Below are 16,319 nucleotides of genomic sequence, written 5' to 3' on the forward strand. Positions count from 1 at the left end.
GACAAAAAGTGCAAAACATTTTTAATTGCACGGGGGGCAAGGGTTATCTGCTATGGGACACCTGAACCCAGAACCGGCTGTATCGAGTCACCCGCAATGGGAAACCGCTCTCGAGCGCCGCAAGGGCAAGGTCGGTATTGTCGATGGGGAAAACCCCGGAAACTTTCAAATCGCCAATCGCCGGGTCGCAACGCAGTACTCCCATGCGATAGCGCGACAGCTCTGCCAGCAACGCATCCAATCGACGGTCGATGGCAATGATGCTGCCTCGTTGCCAGGCGCCGACCGACACGTCGTTGGCCCTTGGCCTGCCCAGCGACCGGTCGCTGAAATCCAGCTGGCTACCGGCATCGACCCGCGTCGCGGGGCCGCCACTGCGCAAACTGACCTCGACGGCCTTCTCAAGCACCGCCACCTCGCCACGCTGGGCCTGGGCGCGGACGATAAAACGGGTTCCCAAGGCCAACACTTCGACTTGTTCAGTAATGACCTTGAAGGGGCGCTGCGCAGGATCGACTGCAGTCGTAACGATAATCTCACCCCACAACAGACGAACAACGCGTTGTTTGCCATCGAAACGAACGTCGATCGATGTGTCAGTGTTGAGCAGTACGGTGCTGCCGTCCGCCAATTGGAACGCTCGCCGCTCGCCGATGCCGGTCCGGTAATCGCAACGCAAGTTCTGCGCGGTCTCGCTTCGCCAGCCCAACCACCCCAGGCAACCGGTGGTCGTGAGCAACAAGGCGCTTCGCAACACTTGCCGTCGCGAACGGCCAGGAGGTTCGCTCAAGGTGGGGGCGGCCAATGCGCCCGGCACGCTGGCCATTTGTTCAGACACCGCCGCCATGCGTTGCCACGCCTGATCATGCAACGGATCCGCGGCCAACCAGGCGCGCCATCCGGCCCTATCCGCGTCAGCCGCGGTACCGGAGTGAAGCCGGGCGTACCATTGCGCCGCGGCACGAATGGCTTGCAGTTGCTCGGGTGACAGGCTCATGCAAGCTGCAACTGGATCTGCATCAGGCAGCAGTGTTCCATGGCCTTGGCCATATGGTTATTGACCGTGCGCACGCTGACGTCCAGGCGCTCGGCGATCTGCGGGTACGTCAGACCGTTGAATTGCGACAGGATGAACACTTGCTTGACCCGCGGTCCCAGCCCTTGAAGCAGCCGATCGATTTCCATGAGGGCCTGGAACAGGATCGCCTGCTCTTCCAGCGACGGCTGCTGCCGTTCAGGCATGGCGGCCAGCGCATCCAGGTACGATTGCTCAAGGGAGCGGCGGCGAAAAAGGTCAACCAGCAAGCCTTTGGCGATCATCGACAGATAGGGCCGCGGCTCGCGTATATCCAGGGCCGAGCGCGCCTTGATCACGCGAACGAAGGTATCCTGGGCCAGGTCTGCCGCATCAAACGTGTTACCCAGGCGCTTGCGCAGCCAGCCTTGAAGCCAGCCGTGATGGTCGCAATACAGATCGTTGACGGCACTGCGTAGGTACAGATCGTTGGCGGACATGACAATGGAATAATTCGCGACTGATAATGAATCGCATTGTCATCGCAGCAACCGCCGCTTTGCAACCCAAACATGCGCGGACGGTCCCTGCCCTGTCGCTCCGGGGTCAGTGCACTGAATGGCTTTTCACGGTGCTTTCCACCAGGTCCAGCATCTGCCCCAGCGCCCATGGCTTGGCGATGAACGAGGCCTGGTGTTTGATCCCGGCGCTTTCCGGGGTCTCGAACCCCGACATGATCAGCAGCGGTATCTGCGGCCAACGATCCCCGGTCAGATTGGCCAGGTCGGCGCCGTCCATTTCACCGGGCATGGTGATGTCGGTCAGTAGCAGGTCCACGTAATCGGCGCTCTCTTCCAGGAATGTCAGCGCCGAATCGGCGCTTTCCCTTGGCTCGACGACAAACCCTTCTTCCTCCAGGATCTCACAGAGAAACTCCAGGATGGTCGGATCATCCTCAACAACGAGAATCAAACGTGTGGTCGCCTGTCCGTTGCCCTTCGGCATCGAATTCATGAAAGTGACTCTCCTTGATTCCATTAACGTGCGTCGCGGTTTGAACCGCTCTGCAAGTTATGAGCGATGCCCTTGCGATTAATTCATTCTGCTTGCCCATGCAGGCGCCGGGCTGCCTCGTCTAACGGCGGTTGCAACGCAGCGCAACGTTTTATCTGTATATCCATACAGATAAAGCTTGCCCCGGCGCCAATCCCTGACCATGCTAGCGCCCCATGAAACCTGCTCAGGAAGAGGCGTTATGCGGTTGTACCTGTGTGAGAAACCGTCCCAGGCCAAGGACATCGCCGCGGTGTTGGGTGCCACCCGTCGCGGCGACGGTTGCTGGCTGGGCGCGAACGTCACGGTGACCTGGTGCATCGGCCATTTGCTGGAGACTGCCCCGCCGGACGCCTACGATGCCCGCTACAAGCGCTGGGTGCTGGCCGACCTGCCCATCGTGCCGGCCCAATGGAAGATGACGGTCAAGCCGAAGACCGCGAGCCAGTACAAAGCGGTCAAGCGGCTGCTGGCAGAGGCAAAGGAATTGGTCATCGCTACCGATGCCGACCGCGAGGGCGAAATGATCGCCCGGGAACTCGTCGAACATTGCCGCTATCGCGGGCCGATCCAGCGACTCTGGCTGTCAGCCCTCGACGAAGCCTCGATCCGCAAGGCCCTCGCCGCCCTCAAGCCGGGGGCGGAAACCTTCAACCTGTATCACTCGGCCCTCGGTCGCTCCCGGGCCGACTGGCTGATCGGCATGAACATGAGCCGCCTGTTCACGCTGCTGGGGCGCCAGTCCGGTTATCAAGGCGTCCTGCCGGTGGGCCGCGTGCAGACACCAACCCTGCGTCTGGTGGTGGATCGCGACCGCAGCATTGCCGATTTCGTACCGGTCGCCTATTGGGCCATCGACGTGCAACTGAGCCACGCCGGAACGGCGTTCACCGCCCAGTGGCGCGCCGACCCGGATGCCTGCGACGACCAGGAGCGCTGCCTGAACCAGGCCATGGCCCGGGAGGCCGCCCAGGCCATGGGCAACGCCACGACGGCGCGAGTGACCAGGGTTCGCACCGAGCGCCTGCGCGAGGCGCCGCCGCTGCCGTTCGACCTGGGCACCTTGCAGGAAGTCTGCTCGAAGAAACTTGGACTCGGCGCCCAGGAGACCTTGGACATTGCCCAGTCGCTCTACGAGACCTACAAGCTCATCACCTACCCGCGCAGCGATTGCGGTTTCCTGCCCTTGAGCCAGCACAGCGAAGCACCCGCCATCCTGGCCGCCCTCGCCCAGGCCGATCCGGGCCTTGCCCCGCTGCGCGATCACCTGCAGCCACAGCGCAAGTCCCGGGCCTGGAACGACGCCAAGGTCAGCGCGCACCACGGCATCATTCCCACGGCGGCGGCGAAGAGCCTCGACAAGCTCGCCGGCAAGCAACGCGCCGTCTATACACTGATTCGCGCACGTTACCTGGCGCAGTTCCTGCCCCACCATGAATACGACCGGACCCAGGCCGACTTCGATTGTGCCGGGCAGGACCTGCGTGCGGTGGGCAAGCAGATCGTCGAGCCCGGTTGGAAACGCGCCCTGCCCGAAGCATTGGCGCCCGCGCGAGGGCGGGAAGCCCCCACGCCGCAAACCCTGCCGCCGCTGGCCGAGGGCCGCGACTGCAACGTCGACGCGGTGACACCAAAGGATTTGTGGACCCAACCGCCCAAGCCGTTCACCGAAGGCGACCTGATCAAGGCGATGAAAAACGTCGCCAAGCTGGTGGAAGATCCACTGCTCAAGCAGAAACTCAAGGACACCACAGGCATCGGCACCGAAGCGACCCGGGCCTCGATCATCCAGGGCTTGCTCGACCGTGGCTACCTGCTGAAGAACGGCAAGGCCCTATCCGCCACCCCGGCGGCCTTCAGCCTGATCGACGCGGTGCCCCGGGCGATTGCCGACCCCGGCACCACCGCCATCTGGGAACAAGCACTGGACATGGTGCAAAGCGGTGAGATGAGTTTGGAGGAATTCGTCACCCGGCAAACCGCCTGGATGAGCAAGCATGTGGCCCGCTGCCAAGGCATGAGCCTGACCATCAACGGCCCGGCCAGCCCCGCCGGACGAGGCGCCGCGCCGTGGAAGAACAAACGCAAGCCGTCCAAGCGCAAGGCTGGCGGTGCGCCGCGCAAGGCGAGCAAGGCCACTTGAACTCAAAGGAGGTCCTGTGGCGAGGGGATGAATCCCCTCGCCACAGATGAATACCTCACCAAGGATTAGGTCACCCAACTCAGGTGGTTTTTCATACCCAAACCATTTTGTCCGACAATATGTAGTGACCAAAAATAATCACTACAAAACCGTTGACGCCTCCGATTTCGCCTTGCATGATGCAGACGTCTCCCCGATCGGGAGTACAGGCAAATGTTTGAGCAAGCTCGTCTGACCGCCGAGCTGTTTTTTGGATAAGGGACTGCCCACAAGGCAGATTGAAGGTGCTGACCTGGCATGACCGTCCGGTAACAAGGACGAGAAACGCTGGCGAATCAATCCTCATGACGCATGGGCTCGACCTTTGAAGTCGACACTGGCCTGAAGATTCTTCGCTGTTTCTCTTCGTTGTAGCGCATTTGCGTAGCAGCCCTTCGATTAACACTACATAACCGATTGCACGACCCCGCAGAAGTCCTGCGGATGAATGCTGACGGCCTGATTTCGGTATCAGGCAGGCACTTACCGAACGGCGAAGTTTTGCGAACCACCAGACAGATCAACCAAATGGTCAAGGGGCTTACACATGAATCTGAATAATCAACCATCTATTGATGAACTGGCTCGCATGTTCGCAGCACACAAGGACAGCCTGGATAGTCATATCCTGTGGATCAGCAAGACCGGCCAAGTCCATATGGACTGCCTCTCGCCTTTCACCCAGGAAGAGGAATTCGACAAGCACCAGCAGGATCTCTGCGCTCGACTGAAGATGTACCGCCGCGGGCAAGGCTACGTCGGCAAGAAAGCCGCGGCCGACAAAGACTTCATGGGCCGCGTCCTGCAGACGCTGACCCAGGCCTGGCAATCGGTGCAGCATTCGTCTGAGGTCCGGGTCATCGACCGCCTCTGCTGATAGCCCACAAACAAAAAGGGCCCGCTCCTGATTCAGGAGCGGGCCCTTTTTTGTGCAACGGGAAACTAGAACACCGACCAGCCAATCCGTTGGCTGAGCAATTCCAGCGCCGCCATGCCGGCCAGGGAGTTGCCGGCCGCATTGAGCTCCGGCGACCAGACGCAGACCGTGAACTGCCCTGGCACCACGGCGACGATCCCGCCGCCCACACCGCTCTTGCCCGGCAAGCCGACACGGTAGGCAAAGTTGCCCGCCTCGTCGTACAGGCCGCTGGTGGCCATGATGGAATTGACTTGCTGAGTCTGGCGAGCGCTGAGGATCTGCTCGCCGCTGTGCTTGCAGAAACCGTCATTGGCGAGAAAGCAGAACGCCCGGGCCAGGTCGATGCAGTTCATTCGCAGCGCGCAATGGCTGAAATAACTGCGCAACACCGCTTCCACATCGTTATGGAAATTGCCGAAGGACTGCATCAGGTAGGCCATCGCCGCGTTGCGGGCACGGTGCTGATACTCCGACTCGGCGACCTTGCCGTCGACCATCACCTGGGGATTACCGGACAGACGCCGTACGAAATCACGCATCGACAGCGCCGGAGCGGCAAAGCGTGACTGGTTGATATCACAGATCACCAAGGCTCCGGCATTGATGAATGGGTTGCGCGGACGGCCCCGTTCGAACTCCAGTTGCACCAGGGAGTTGAAAGGCTGGCCGGAGGGCTCATGGCCCAAGCGCTCCCAGATGGCCTCGCCGGAATGCCCGATGGCCTGCACCAGGCTGAATACCTTGGAAATACTCTGCACCGAAAACGCGGTCTCGGCGTCGCCCGCGCAATACATCTCGCCGTCATTGCTATAGACGGCAATACCCAACTGATTGGCCGCCACAGTGCCAAGGGCGGGAATGTAGTTGGCCACCTTGCCCTGACCGATCAGGGGGCGAACCGCATCGAGGATCTCGTTCAACAGTGCTTGCATATGCGCAGGGTCCAATCATTCCCCGTTCGAGTGCGGGGATACAGACGCTAGACGCCGATGGGCAGGTTCAGAGCACACTGGGTCGGCTAAAAAACGTGGCGAGGGAGCTTGCCCCCTCGCCACAAAAGCGGCGTCCGACCATGACTTTCAAAAAGCTGCGCGGGCGCTAGTCACGAAATCCAGCGGTCTATAGTCAAGGATCAACCGGCAGGAGGTAAACGATGCGCCAAATCATGCAAAAAGAACCCTGGTGGGCCGCACCGCCCCAGCCCGGGCAGGATGAAACTGAATTGGAGTGGGGATGGCTGGTGATCTACAGCGAAGGCGAGCCGCGCTTCGAATTCATCAAGGAACGCCCCACGGACGAACAGATCCGCCATCGCAAGGGTTGTCGCGTCACGCTGGGGTCGGACTAGGAAAAGGGCCTCTGGTCAAGGCACGACGGCAGGCAATTCCACCGGCCGACCGGAAAGATCGGCTTGCATCAGGTTGTCGTCGATTTCCCCGGCCAGGTAATACACCGGAGCCATCACCCCGCTGAGGGGATGCTTGAGGGACTTGAACCAGGCTTCGTCGAAAGCCGCGCTCAGGCTCTTGCGGATCTGTGCTTCCATGTCCTCCCGTTCACCCTCGTGGATCATCGCGCGGATGCCCGCCACGCCGACTGAAATCAACGCCCCTGCGGCTTTTCCGGCCACCGCCGCTGCCGCCCCGGCCGCCCCTCGCGTGGCGAATTGCGCTTCGATTTTTTCACTGGTGCGTTGCGCCACTGTCGCTATTACCGCGTCCGACGGCCCTGAACCGGTGTCCGCCGCCCTGTCGACATGATCGATCAACGCCGCGTAGGCCGGTAGCGTATTGAGCGGTTCGGTGTGGACCATCTCGTACAACGACGCGTTGCGGGCCGCTGGTGGGCCCAGGTTGATGGCGGTAATGCCGTGCAAGCGCCGGTTCATCACTTCAGGCGGGATGCGATGTCGCTGGGCAATCACCGGGATCTGCTGATTGAGCAAGCGCACGTAGTACCCGGTCGCGTTGGCCCTGATCGCCTCGGGATCGATTTCCACCGCGACGGGCGCCAGCACCTGCTCGCGATACTGCTCCTGCAAGTATGCCGCCAGGCGCTTGGCCGCCGAGTCCGCCTCGCCCTCGGCGCTGGCTGAATACCAACTGACTTTCAACGCCAACCATTCCTGGGTCCAATAACTGCTGAACCACGGGATGAACTCGGCCTCCGTGCGCTCGTAGACCAACACCCGCCAATGCTCCATCGAGCCGCGCGCGTACAGCTGAGCCTGTTCGAGGGCGCTTTTCGACGCGGCGATGATCTGCCGGTCAACCTGTCGCCAAGTGTCCTGGGCAATCGCTACCGTGGCGACCTGCTGGCCGCGCTGTGACGTGGCGCACCCCGCCAGGACGAGCATCACGACCAGCATCAGCGAACGCAGCACGATTGCGCCACCTGGGCATCAAGGGATCCATGGACTTGAGTATAGGCGTTGCAATCGTGTCGGTCCCTGTGACGAGGGTCGCAGCAGTCAGAACCGGGTGAAGTGCGCGAACTGCCAGTCCTGCGCCGATTCCTGCGCGGTAGGCTTGGGGCTGGCGCCACTGGGTGTCCAGTCGGTGCGCTGGCCCACCAGCGTGCCCAGGTAGGGCCTGGCGATTTCCAGCACGCGTTCGTAATCCATCTGTTCGGGTTCGACGATACCGCGATCCGGATGCTCGACCGCCCAGACGATCCCCGACAGGACCCCCGCCGCCACTTGCAGGCTGGTGGCGTTGTTGAATGGGACCAGCGCCCGGGCTTCGTCGATGCTCAACAGCGAGCCGAACCAGTAGGCATTCCAGTCGTGCCCCATGAGCAACACGCCCAGGGCATCGACCCCGCCGCTGTCGATTTCACCGTTGAGGATGCGTTGCCGGGTTTGGGTCTGCCAGCCTCGGCCGATCAGCTCATGAACCGACAGCAACGCGTCATTGCAAGGGTGATAGGCGTAATGCAGCGTTGGCCGATAGATCAATTTGCGTTGATCCTTGACGGTCAGCAGGTCGGCCGTCGAAGCGGTCTCGTGATGGGTGATCATCATGCCCAGGCATGGACCGCCCAAGGGTGTCCAAGTCTTTACCAACACACTGGCGCTCGGCCGTTCCAGATAGATCGCGTTACGGCTGCCGAAGCGGTGTCGCCGCGCAAAAGACGGCCACGTGCGCTCGTGACTGCCCCAACCCAGCTCCGCCGGCTGGCTACCCTCACTGATAAATCCGTGCACCGACCAGGTGTTGACGAACTCATCATCCTCTTTGAGACGCTGGGAGCACTGGGTATCGCGTTCGGCAAAATGAATGACCTTGATGCCCAGTCCCATGCACAACCTGGCCCAGTCGATCCCCTCACCGGCCTCGGGTAGCGGATGGCCCAACTGCACGGCCAATTCCATCAGCCCAGCCTTGAGCAAATGCGTGATCAAGCCAGGGTTGGCGCCGTGGGCAACCACTGCCGTCGGCCCCCTGCCCAATCGCTTGCGCAAATCCAGCACCTGGTAGCGCAATGCATAATTGGTGCGGTGGGAAAGGTCCAACTGTGGATCGTTGTAGCCGCCGGCCCAGGGCTCGACGCAGGTGTCCAGGTACAGCGCGCCCTTGACGGAAGCATAGGCAATGACCGCCAGGGAGCTGACCTCCACCGACAGGTTGACAATGAAATCCCCCGGTTGGACGAAGCGATCCAGGGTTTGCGCGAAGTTCTGCTCGGTCAACGCCTCACAGACAAACTGAATACCTCGCTCCTTGAACCAGATGTTCTGCTCGATTACTGGGGCGATGACGGTGATCTGCTGGACCTCGATGTCATCTTGTCCCAGCAGCAAGGGCAAGGTGGCCCGGGCAATGGAGCCGAAGCCGATGAAGACCAGATGGCCGGTGAACGGGACGTGATGTTTCATGTGTTGCTTCCTTGAGAACGGTGTATTTCCCATGAAATAACCGAACGACGACCGAAGCTACTGTCAAGGTTGACAGGTGCGGCGCGGATCCAGCCGCGCCGCACCTGCTTGCGCCTACGAAGTCCCCAGCCCGCCGGAAAGATCCGCGCCGGAATGCACCCGTCCGTTGGCCGGCGTGACGCTAGGCTCATCACGATGCTCGGTGGTCTTGCTCACCGTATCACGCACCGTTTCGTAGCCCTCGCGAGCCTTTTGCTTGGCCTTGTCGGCCAGGCCGGCGCTGGTCTTGCCCATCACCCGCTGTTCGGTGGAAGTGCTCGGCAAGGCTGCGCCCAACATGGCGCCCAAGGCGATACCCGCGGCCGCCATCATCAACGGTTGCTCCTTGAGCAGGCGGCTGAACTGATCGCCCAGGTCGTGCGAACCCTGGGTCATTCGATCACCCGTTTCATGTGCACGATTGCGGGCATGACGAGCACTGGCGCTCAAATCATCGGCCATGTGAGAGGCCTTGTCCTTGAGGTGGTGAAAGCCTTCGCGCAAGGAGTCGGTGGTGTCATGCAAATGGTTCCTGGCACTGCCCAACCCACTGGCCACCCCATCGGTCCAGCCGCTGGAATCCTGGTCAGGACCGACACGATAGCCAACCCGTGATGGGTGGTTCTGGCCGAGCATCAACCAGCACAGGCCAACCGTAGTCAGCACGGTCGGCACCGGGTTGTTGCGCACCGTAGTGCCCAGGTTGCCAAAAAATTCCGCGCCATTTCCCTTCACCAGGCCCAAGGCCTGATCGAGCATTTGCCCTGGGGTGAATTTGCTGCCCAAGGCATCGACGATGTGGCTGATATGGGCGCGCTGCTCATCGATCTCGCGCTCGATGGTCTCCGGGCTTTTCTGCGATTCGGTTTTGAATTCATCCTTCATGAGGCTTTCCTCCGCAGGGCTTCCTGATCTTTGTTCAAGGCGTCGAGCGTTCGGTCAGGCTTGAAATGGGACGGTTCGAATTGCTTCTTGCCGGACTGCACCATGACGAAACCGATGATCATCGCCACCACGCCCACGATCAGCGCGGCCAGCCAGGGCGCCATCATCGTGCTCAGGCCATACACCACCGCCATCAGCAGAATGATGAAGCCGGCCAGCAGCACCATCGCGCCGCCCGCCACCCCCGCGATACCCGCCTTCAAGGTGTTGAGGCTGGCTTGGAATTCCGCCTTGGCCAATGCCAGTTCCTTGGTAAACAGTGAGGGCACTTCGTGGGTCAACTGCCTGAGCAGGCCCATGACCGAGGCATCGTTTTCGGGCACCGAGGCCCCTGCGGAACGCTGGATATCCGGGTCTGGTCGATTCATCACAATTCTCCTCTGGTATTGGCCGAGCCCGGCAGCGAGCCGGTAGCTGAATCACTGGGATGGTCCTGCACGCTGGGTGAAGTCGGGGTGACGCCCGTGGCGAGTCCGCTGCTGGTCGCCGCACCCGGACCAATAGGGTCGGGCATCGGATCGAAGGGCTGGGCGCCGAAGCCTTCGGCCGGTGGCTCCGCCCGTTCGGCGCCAGCGTGGTCGACCTCTGTGGCCATCGCAGAAGTGCCGGCTTTGAGGAACCGCGACAGCCCGAAGCCCACTGCGATACTGCCGGCGAGGAACAAGCCCGGGTTATCCCGCGCCAAACGCGAGCCGTCATGCAACAGTTGCTCGGCGCTCTTGTTGCGCAACTTGCTGGCCAGGCCACTCATGCTGTCGGCCATGTCTGCCAGGTAATGCGACAAGCCCAGCGTGTCATTGGCTTCGAGTTCCGACATGGCTGACTTGGCGCCACGCGCCAATGCATCGATCTGGTCCGCCGCGGTATCGCGGTACTGACCGAAATGCGCATCGGCCTGCTCGCGAGCGCTGCCGATGGCTTCGTTCACGTCATCCTTGATGTGGTTCAGGGGTTCTCCAGCTCGCCCCTGGCTTGCGGTGCCGCTTTGTCGCTCGGGGTTGTTGTCCGGGATAGTCATGTCTGTCCATCGCCTCCGTGATGAAAAACTCAACATCAGGCACTGCCTGGGCGATGCCTGGACCAGTGCCTCTCAGAACAAGTGACGGGACGCGCGGGAGCCGAGTTCCAACGAGTTTCACGGTTTGACGCCGTGTGGTCGCAGGGGCCGCTGGGTTGGGTTTCGCTAGAAAAAGGGCATTGGTGAGAACACCAATGCCCTTTCTGGTACAGGACCGATGGCGAGGGAGCTTGCTCCCTCGCCACAAAAAGCGGTTATATCGACATCAAGACTCCATCGTCGCCGCTTGGTTGCCACCCTGCTCGGCTATCTTGGACAGCTTCTCGTCGGTCGCTTTTTCTTCCTTGAGCGTCGCCAGCAGCAGGCCGAGCACTTCATCGCCCAGGTTCAAATGCTTGGCCATGGCGATCAAGGTGCCGTAGCTGGCGATTTCGTAGTGCTCGACTTTCTGCGCAGCGCCGATCAGCCCCGCGTCGAGCACCGCACCTTTGTCGATTTCCTCGATCAACTCCTTGGACTCTTCCACCAGCCCTTCCATGGCGATGCACTTCATGCGCTTGAGCTTGATGCCCGCCACTTCGACCAAGGTGTCGATGCGTTCGATCTGCCCTTGGGTTTCTTCAAGGTGATCGTTGAAAGCCTGAGCCAATAACGGATTGGTGGTGGCACGGGCCATCCGCGGCAATGCGCGGGTAATCTGCTTTTCAGCGCTATAGACGTCGGACAGCTCGTGAATGAACAGGTCCGTCACTGTTTTTCTGGCCATCTGGAGATCCTCCGATCGGTGAATGGTGAAGCCACGCTTCACCTGTTCAACACTGACTCGAAGGTTTTTGTGGATGTTCAAGAAATCTGCGAACGGCTGGACGGAGGGTTGCGAGGCGCAGCGTCAACCCAGCGCTGTGTCCAGGAACATCATCACTGCGAACCCCATCATCAAGCCCAGGGTCGCCGGCGTTTCGTGGCCATTGCGGTGGGTTTCCGGAATCACTTCGTGTGACACCACGAAGATCATCGCCCCGGCCGCCAGGCCCAGGCTGATGGGATAAGCCACCGCCACGCCGGAAGACATGCCCAGCCCGATTACCGCCCCCAGGGGCTCCATCAAGCCTGAGCCGACCGCAATCAGCGCGGCGCGCAGCGTGCTGATTCCGGTCACTCGCAGCGCCATGGCGATGGCGAGACCTTCGGGAATGTCCTGGATCGCGATGGCGGTGGTCAGGGGCAGGCCGACCTTGAAGTCGCCGTTGGCAAAGCTCACGCCAATGGCCATGCCCTCCGGCAGGTTGTGCAAGGTGATTGCCAGGACGAACAACCAGACCCGGTTGATGCGCTTGGCCTCGGGGCCACGCCGTCCACTCAACTCGTGTTCATGGGGTACGAAGCGGTCAAGGCCGATCATCAGTGCCACGCCCAGCCCCAGGCCAATGACGACGACCAGGGCGGCGAGCAATTGGTTGCCGCAGATGACCTGCGCGGCTTCGATGCCCGGCAGGATCAGCGAAAACGAACTGGCCGCGAGCATCATGCCGGCCGCGAAGCCCAACATGATGTCCTGGGTACGCGATGAAATATCGCGCAGCACCACCGCCGTCATCGCGCCCAGCGCCGTAGCGGCAAAGCCGGAGGCCCCGCCCAGTGCCGCATAGCCCAGGTTCTGGCGATCGGCCCCCACCAGCGCGTTGTAGCCGCTATAGAGCAACAGCACGGCGACCAGGGCCAACCCGAGCCAGAAGGTCAACCCCAGCAGCAGATTGTTTTGCACGGGATCAAGCCATGTACGCCAGGGCGATCGGATCCGGGAGGTGGGCTGGTCCATCGAGTGTCCTTGTTGGTTTAACCACACGGTGCTTGATCGTCACCCGCAACCACAGGGACGATCAAGTCAAATGTTCAGGCGAGGGAGCCAGGCCCCCTCGCCAACGCCTTACAGCTTCTCGTTTTGCATCCCTGCGCCCAGGTCAGCACCTGTCGTGGGATTGCTCTCCGGGTTAGACATCGTCCGCGCCTTCATGTCCATCAATAGCGCTTCGTCTTTCTCACTCAACTGCACGCTGGCCAAGCCATCTCCACCATCGACCGCCGGCGTTGGGTTCTCGACGAATTCCCAATCGTCCCCCTGGTTCCAAGGACCGCGCACCGAAGGTTCGCCCTGGGACATGTTGAAGTACACGTTGGTGAACTCCGGCATGCCAGGCAGCTTACCTTGCGGGAAGTTGGGCTGGATGGAATGAAGGGCTTTTTCGAAGGACAACTGGTGGGCAATTTCACGGGTCATCAGGAAGCCCAGGGCTTCTTTTACCCCAGGGTCGTCAGTCACGTTCATCAACCGCTCGTACACGATTTTCGCCCGGGCTTCGGCGGCGATATTCGAACGCATGTCCGCCGTGGGTTCGCCGATGGTGTCGATATACGCAGCGGTCCAAGGCACACCGGCCGAGTTGGTCAACGGCGAACCGGCGCCATACAGCACGCTGGTGATGTGGGAGTCATTGCCGGCGCCATTGATGTCGCGGTACAGCTGGCCCTCCTGCTCGACACCTTCGGCCATCTTGCCCTTGGCGCCCTTGTTCAGCATCACGATGATCGAGCCGATCACCTCCAAATGGCTGAGCTCCTCGGTGGCGATGTCCATCAGCAGATCCTTGCGGCCCGGATCATCCTCCGACAAGGCCTGGGTGAAATAACGCGACGCCGCCGCCAGTTCGCCCTGGGCGCCGCCAAATTGCTCTAGCAACAGGTTGGCGAGTCCTGGATTGGGCTCGGCGACACGCACGGTATATTGCAATCGTTTGTTATGAATGAACATGATTGAACTCCTCGGTCAGGACACAGTTCATGGGAACCCTGCCGACGACAGGCCCATGAAAGTCAGAAGAAGTTGAACGTATAAAATTTATTTTTTATTCACAACAAAAGACGAATGGTAGTGGCAAGCCATACAAAACCATCCACGCCTTGATAATGAATAAGTTAAGCGAAGCCGGGCATGACATGCCCGACTATAAAAAACACTTCTATCAATAACCGGTACAAGCCTCATGCCAGTGGCATGAGGCTTGTAGACCACGGAACATTACGATTTACGACCGCCGCCGTGGCTGTTTTCACCACCTTTCTTGCCGGCTTCGGAAGCTTTTTCCCGGTCATTGGCGAAGTTGCCGCCAGAGGCTTGGCCCCCTTTGCGGCCGGCTTCCGATGCCCGTTCAGGGTCGTTGGCAAAATTGCCACCCGAGGCTTGTCCACCTTTGCGGCCCGCCTCTGCGGCACGTTCCGGATCGTTGGCAAAATTGCCACCCGACATATGGCCACCCTTACGGCCGGCCTCGGCTGCGCGTTCCGGATCGTTGGCGAAGTTGCCACCCGATGCCTGGCCGCCTTTCTTGCCGGCTTCCGATGCTTTCTCACGATCGTTAGCGAAATTGCCAGGGTTGTTATTACCTGTATTTGCCATTTCATTCACCTCGTTAGTTGCTATTTGCGAACCCCGTTGGCTCGTACTTATTCGGAAAACATGACGCATCCAAGGTTTGAAGAAAGTTCTTCAAAGGGCGACGAACGGTCAATGACTTATTTATATACCGCTGCGCTTGCAACCAATTGAAATCCGCTATCAAGCAAGCGACGCTCAATTAACACAATCGCCATGCGTAACTATGTGAGGGCGAGCTTGCTCGCGAATGCAATTTACCAGTCGACCTGACTGTTTAACTTTCAAGTGCTTTCCCGAGCAAGCTCGGTCCCACATTGGCCCACGCCGAAGATTCGAAACAGTGCGTGTCTTTCCACGCTGTCCGCCAAGGGCCGGATGGCGCCGGCACCCCTCTGCACCGGTCTCGCCACCCTGGCCTCGCGCCGTTCCAGGAAGCCAAAACTCGCGGGCTGCCGGTGTTGTCTTGCACCACCGCACTGACCGGCTTGCGGCGTCCGGGTACCCTGTCGCCGATACCCGGATAAAGCGTTATTCAGGGCGAGATAGGGTCGCTGGCCGGGAACGTCTCCTCCAGCGCTTCATCCAGCTGATTGTTGGTAATGTCCCGCTCGCCGACCTTGCCGCTGCGTTCGCAATGGCAGTCCTGCGCCGGGCATGGCTCGCCGTTTGGATGTTGTTCTGCGCAGGCCTGGCTGCAATACGCCTCGCCGTCATGATTGAACACCCGCTCGGGATCGACGTCGCAATGGCAGCCAGGGCAGCCACATTTCAATTCACTCATGTTCTCCTCCTGCACTTGCGGCTATCAGGATCCCACCAGCAATTGCACCTCAAGGTTCGCTGCCGCAACGCCATGCTTGGCCACATACACCTCATCTGCCCAACCTTTGGTCAGGTTGCGATAGGTCTGGGTGCCCACGGCCGTGCCGCTGTCCCATTCAATGACATCGCCAATATCAACGTCGTTGGCGGGACCCAGTTCGAGCACCGTGTGGCCGTCCTCTTCCGTCACGTAGACGCCCACCCTGGCGCTCTGTCGATTGATGGCTCTTACCTCACCGGTGGTCTGCTTCATACCTGTCCCCTTTGCGTTTGACGGCAGGTTCGGGCGTGGCCGGAACGTGTCCGGCCGCGCCTTTTCATGCGGCTCCAACCTCAGCGCTTGGCTTCGGTATGCGGGTTGGCCGAACGCTCCAGGAACGCCTGGGTGATTTCCGGCAAGTGATCGCGCAGCCAATCGGCCATGGCGATCTCCTGGGGCAGGATCTGTTCGCAAGCCCGCTGGGTTTCCACGTCCCCGGCCACTTTTGCCGCTTCGATCAGCACCGTGTAGGAAGCGATCTCGAGGTTCTCGAATACGTAGCCACTCATGGCGCCCTTGACCACTTCGTCACTCATCGCCATGCCGCCCATGGCCTGACCGAACGCCATCAGCTTGCCGGCCATGTCCTTGAGCATTGACGGGCTGCCGCCCAGGCGCTGGATGCATTGTTCCACCAGCTTCTGCTGCCCCAGCGTCTCTTCGATGTGCTGTTCGATCCGGGCCTTGAGCACCGGATAATGCTCCAGGCGCTCAGCCTGGGCCTTGAGCATTTTCTCCGCTTGCTGTTCCATGGCATGAGCATCGTTGAGCCAATCCAGCAGGTTTTCTTTAGGGGTTGCCATTGCGTTCTCCTTGTTCAGTGTTCATTGACGCACTGTCGTGCGAGAGCTCTGAAATACCGCACATAAGGTGGATGTTCCCCGCACCGGGAAAGTTTGAATAAACAGCGCCGCAGAGCGACGAAAGGCGTACCGAGAGGACGATGCTAACCTCAACGACTCCTAGCCAGCGGAGC

The 16,319-nt window shown here is 60.6% G+C and carries 19 protein-coding genes; 3 read left to right on the forward strand and 16 right to left on the reverse strand.

The features are described from left to right. Window positions 1-43: 43 nt before the first annotated feature. The 3 genes from VQ575_RS16195 to VQ575_RS16205 all read right to left on the reverse strand — a co-directional run bounded on the left by VQ575_RS16195 (window position 44) and on the right by VQ575_RS16205 (window position 2,029). Window positions 44-997, reverse strand: coding sequence for a FecR domain-containing protein (locus tag VQ575_RS16195; RefSeq protein WP_325917955.1), 954 nt, complete (start codon window positions 995-997; stop codon window positions 44-46). After that, a complete protein-coding gene (locus tag VQ575_RS16200) occupies window positions 994-1,515 on the reverse strand; it encodes a sigma-70 family RNA polymerase sigma factor (protein WP_039589250.1) in 522 nt (173 codons plus the stop codon). The genes VQ575_RS16195 and VQ575_RS16200 overlap by 4 nt, the downstream gene beginning before the upstream one ends. Before the next feature lie 106 nt (window positions 1,516-1,621). Then, entirely contained in the window at window positions 1,622-2,029 is a 408-nt protein-coding gene (locus VQ575_RS16205) for a response regulator (protein WP_039589248.1), read from the reverse strand. 241 nt (window positions 2,030-2,270) lie between these two features. Between VQ575_RS16205 and VQ575_RS16210 the strand changes: the two genes are divergently transcribed. Then, entirely contained in the window at window positions 2,271-4,211 is a 1,941-nt protein-coding gene (locus VQ575_RS16210) for a DNA topoisomerase III (RefSeq protein ID WP_325917957.1), read from the forward strand. Window positions 4,212-4,797: 586 nt separating this feature from the next. Further along, the gene (locus VQ575_RS16215; protein ID WP_039589245.1) at window positions 4,798-5,127 is read left to right on the forward strand and encodes a hypothetical protein; all 330 of its coding nucleotides are present in this window, start codon (window positions 4,798-4,800) and stop codon (window positions 5,125-5,127) included. Window positions 5,128-5,192: 65 nt separating this feature from the next. On the opposite strand, the gene glsB is transcribed toward VQ575_RS16215, so the two are convergent. Then, window positions 5,193-6,101, reverse strand: coding sequence for a glutaminase B (gene glsB / locus VQ575_RS16220; RefSeq protein WP_039589241.1), 909 nt, complete (start codon window positions 6,099-6,101; stop codon window positions 5,193-5,195). Between the two features lie 221 nt (window positions 6,102-6,322). Between glsB and VQ575_RS16225 the strand changes: the two genes are divergently transcribed. Continuing rightward, window positions 6,323-6,517 (forward strand): hypothetical protein, encoded by a 195-nt coding sequence (locus VQ575_RS16225; protein ID WP_039589239.1) that lies wholly within the window; start codon window positions 6,323-6,325, stop codon window positions 6,515-6,517. A gap of 15 nt (window positions 6,518-6,532) precedes the next feature. Here VQ575_RS16225 and VQ575_RS16230 read toward each other — a convergent pair whose 3' ends face one another. From VQ575_RS16230 to VQ575_RS16290, 12 genes are all read right to left on the reverse strand, one after another. Then, window positions 6,533-7,552: a hypothetical protein gene (locus VQ575_RS16230; RefSeq protein ID WP_052680800.1), complete on the reverse strand. Its 1,020-nt coding sequence runs from the start codon at window positions 7,550-7,552 to the stop codon at window positions 6,533-6,535. Window positions 7,553-7,639: 87 nt separating this feature from the next. Further along, window positions 7,640-9,046, reverse strand: coding sequence for a saccharopine dehydrogenase C-terminal domain-containing protein (locus VQ575_RS16235; RefSeq protein ID WP_325917959.1), 1,407 nt, complete (start codon window positions 9,044-9,046; stop codon window positions 7,640-7,642). Window positions 9,047-9,160: 114 nt separating this feature from the next. After that, window positions 9,161-9,970, reverse strand: coding sequence for a DUF3618 domain-containing protein (locus VQ575_RS16240; protein ID WP_325917960.1), 810 nt, complete (start codon window positions 9,968-9,970; stop codon window positions 9,161-9,163). Then, window positions 9,967-10,398, reverse strand: coding sequence for a phage holin family protein (locus VQ575_RS16245; RefSeq protein WP_198725336.1), 432 nt, complete (start codon window positions 10,396-10,398; stop codon window positions 9,967-9,969). The genes VQ575_RS16240 and VQ575_RS16245 overlap by 4 nt, the downstream gene beginning before the upstream one ends. Next, window positions 10,398-11,048 carry a hypothetical protein gene (locus tag VQ575_RS16250; protein ID WP_039589230.1) on the reverse strand — a complete coding sequence of 217 codons (651 nt, stop codon included), beginning with the start codon at window positions 11,046-11,048 and terminating at the stop codon, window positions 10,398-10,400. Before VQ575_RS16250 ends, VQ575_RS16245 begins: the two co-directional genes overlap by 1 nt. Window positions 11,049-11,313: 265 nt before the next feature. Beyond that, window positions 11,314-11,814, reverse strand: a complete 501-nt coding sequence (locus VQ575_RS16255; RefSeq protein ID WP_325917962.1) for a YciE/YciF ferroxidase family protein — start codon at window positions 11,812-11,814, stop codon at window positions 11,314-11,316. A 123-nt stretch (window positions 11,815-11,937) separates the two neighbouring features. Continuing rightward, window positions 11,938-12,867 (reverse strand): ZIP family metal transporter, encoded by a 930-nt coding sequence (locus VQ575_RS16260; protein WP_039589229.1) that lies wholly within the window; start codon window positions 12,865-12,867, stop codon window positions 11,938-11,940. Window positions 12,868-12,975: 108 nt separating this feature from the next. Beyond that, window positions 12,976-13,857 carry a manganese catalase family protein gene (locus tag VQ575_RS16265; RefSeq protein ID WP_325917964.1) on the reverse strand — a complete coding sequence of 294 codons (882 nt, stop codon included), beginning with the start codon at window positions 13,855-13,857 and terminating at the stop codon, window positions 12,976-12,978. A gap of 267 nt (window positions 13,858-14,124) precedes the next feature. Further along, a complete protein-coding gene (locus VQ575_RS27290) occupies window positions 14,125-14,502 on the reverse strand; it encodes a con-10 family general stress protein (RefSeq protein WP_039589227.1) in 378 nt (125 codons plus the stop codon). Window positions 14,503-15,013: 511 nt separating this feature from the next. Further along, on the reverse strand, window positions 15,014-15,262 hold the full coding sequence (locus VQ575_RS16280; RefSeq protein WP_039589226.1) for a metallothionein: 249 nt from the start codon (window positions 15,260-15,262) through the stop codon (window positions 15,014-15,016). 24 nt (window positions 15,263-15,286) lie between these two features. Further along, window positions 15,287-15,556, reverse strand: coding sequence for a hypothetical protein (locus VQ575_RS16285; protein WP_039589225.1), 270 nt, complete (start codon window positions 15,554-15,556; stop codon window positions 15,287-15,289). Window positions 15,557-15,636: 80 nt separating this feature from the next. Next, window positions 15,637-16,146, reverse strand: a complete 510-nt coding sequence (locus VQ575_RS16290; protein WP_039589224.1) for a ferritin-like domain-containing protein — start codon at window positions 16,144-16,146, stop codon at window positions 15,637-15,639. Between the last annotated feature and the right edge of the window lie 173 nt (window positions 16,147-16,319).

The sequence above is a fragment of the Pseudomonas frederiksbergensis genome, assembly GCF_035751725.1.
GTDB classification, from domain to species: domain Bacteria; phylum Pseudomonadota; class Gammaproteobacteria; order Pseudomonadales; family Pseudomonadaceae; genus Aquipseudomonas; species Aquipseudomonas frederiksbergensis_A.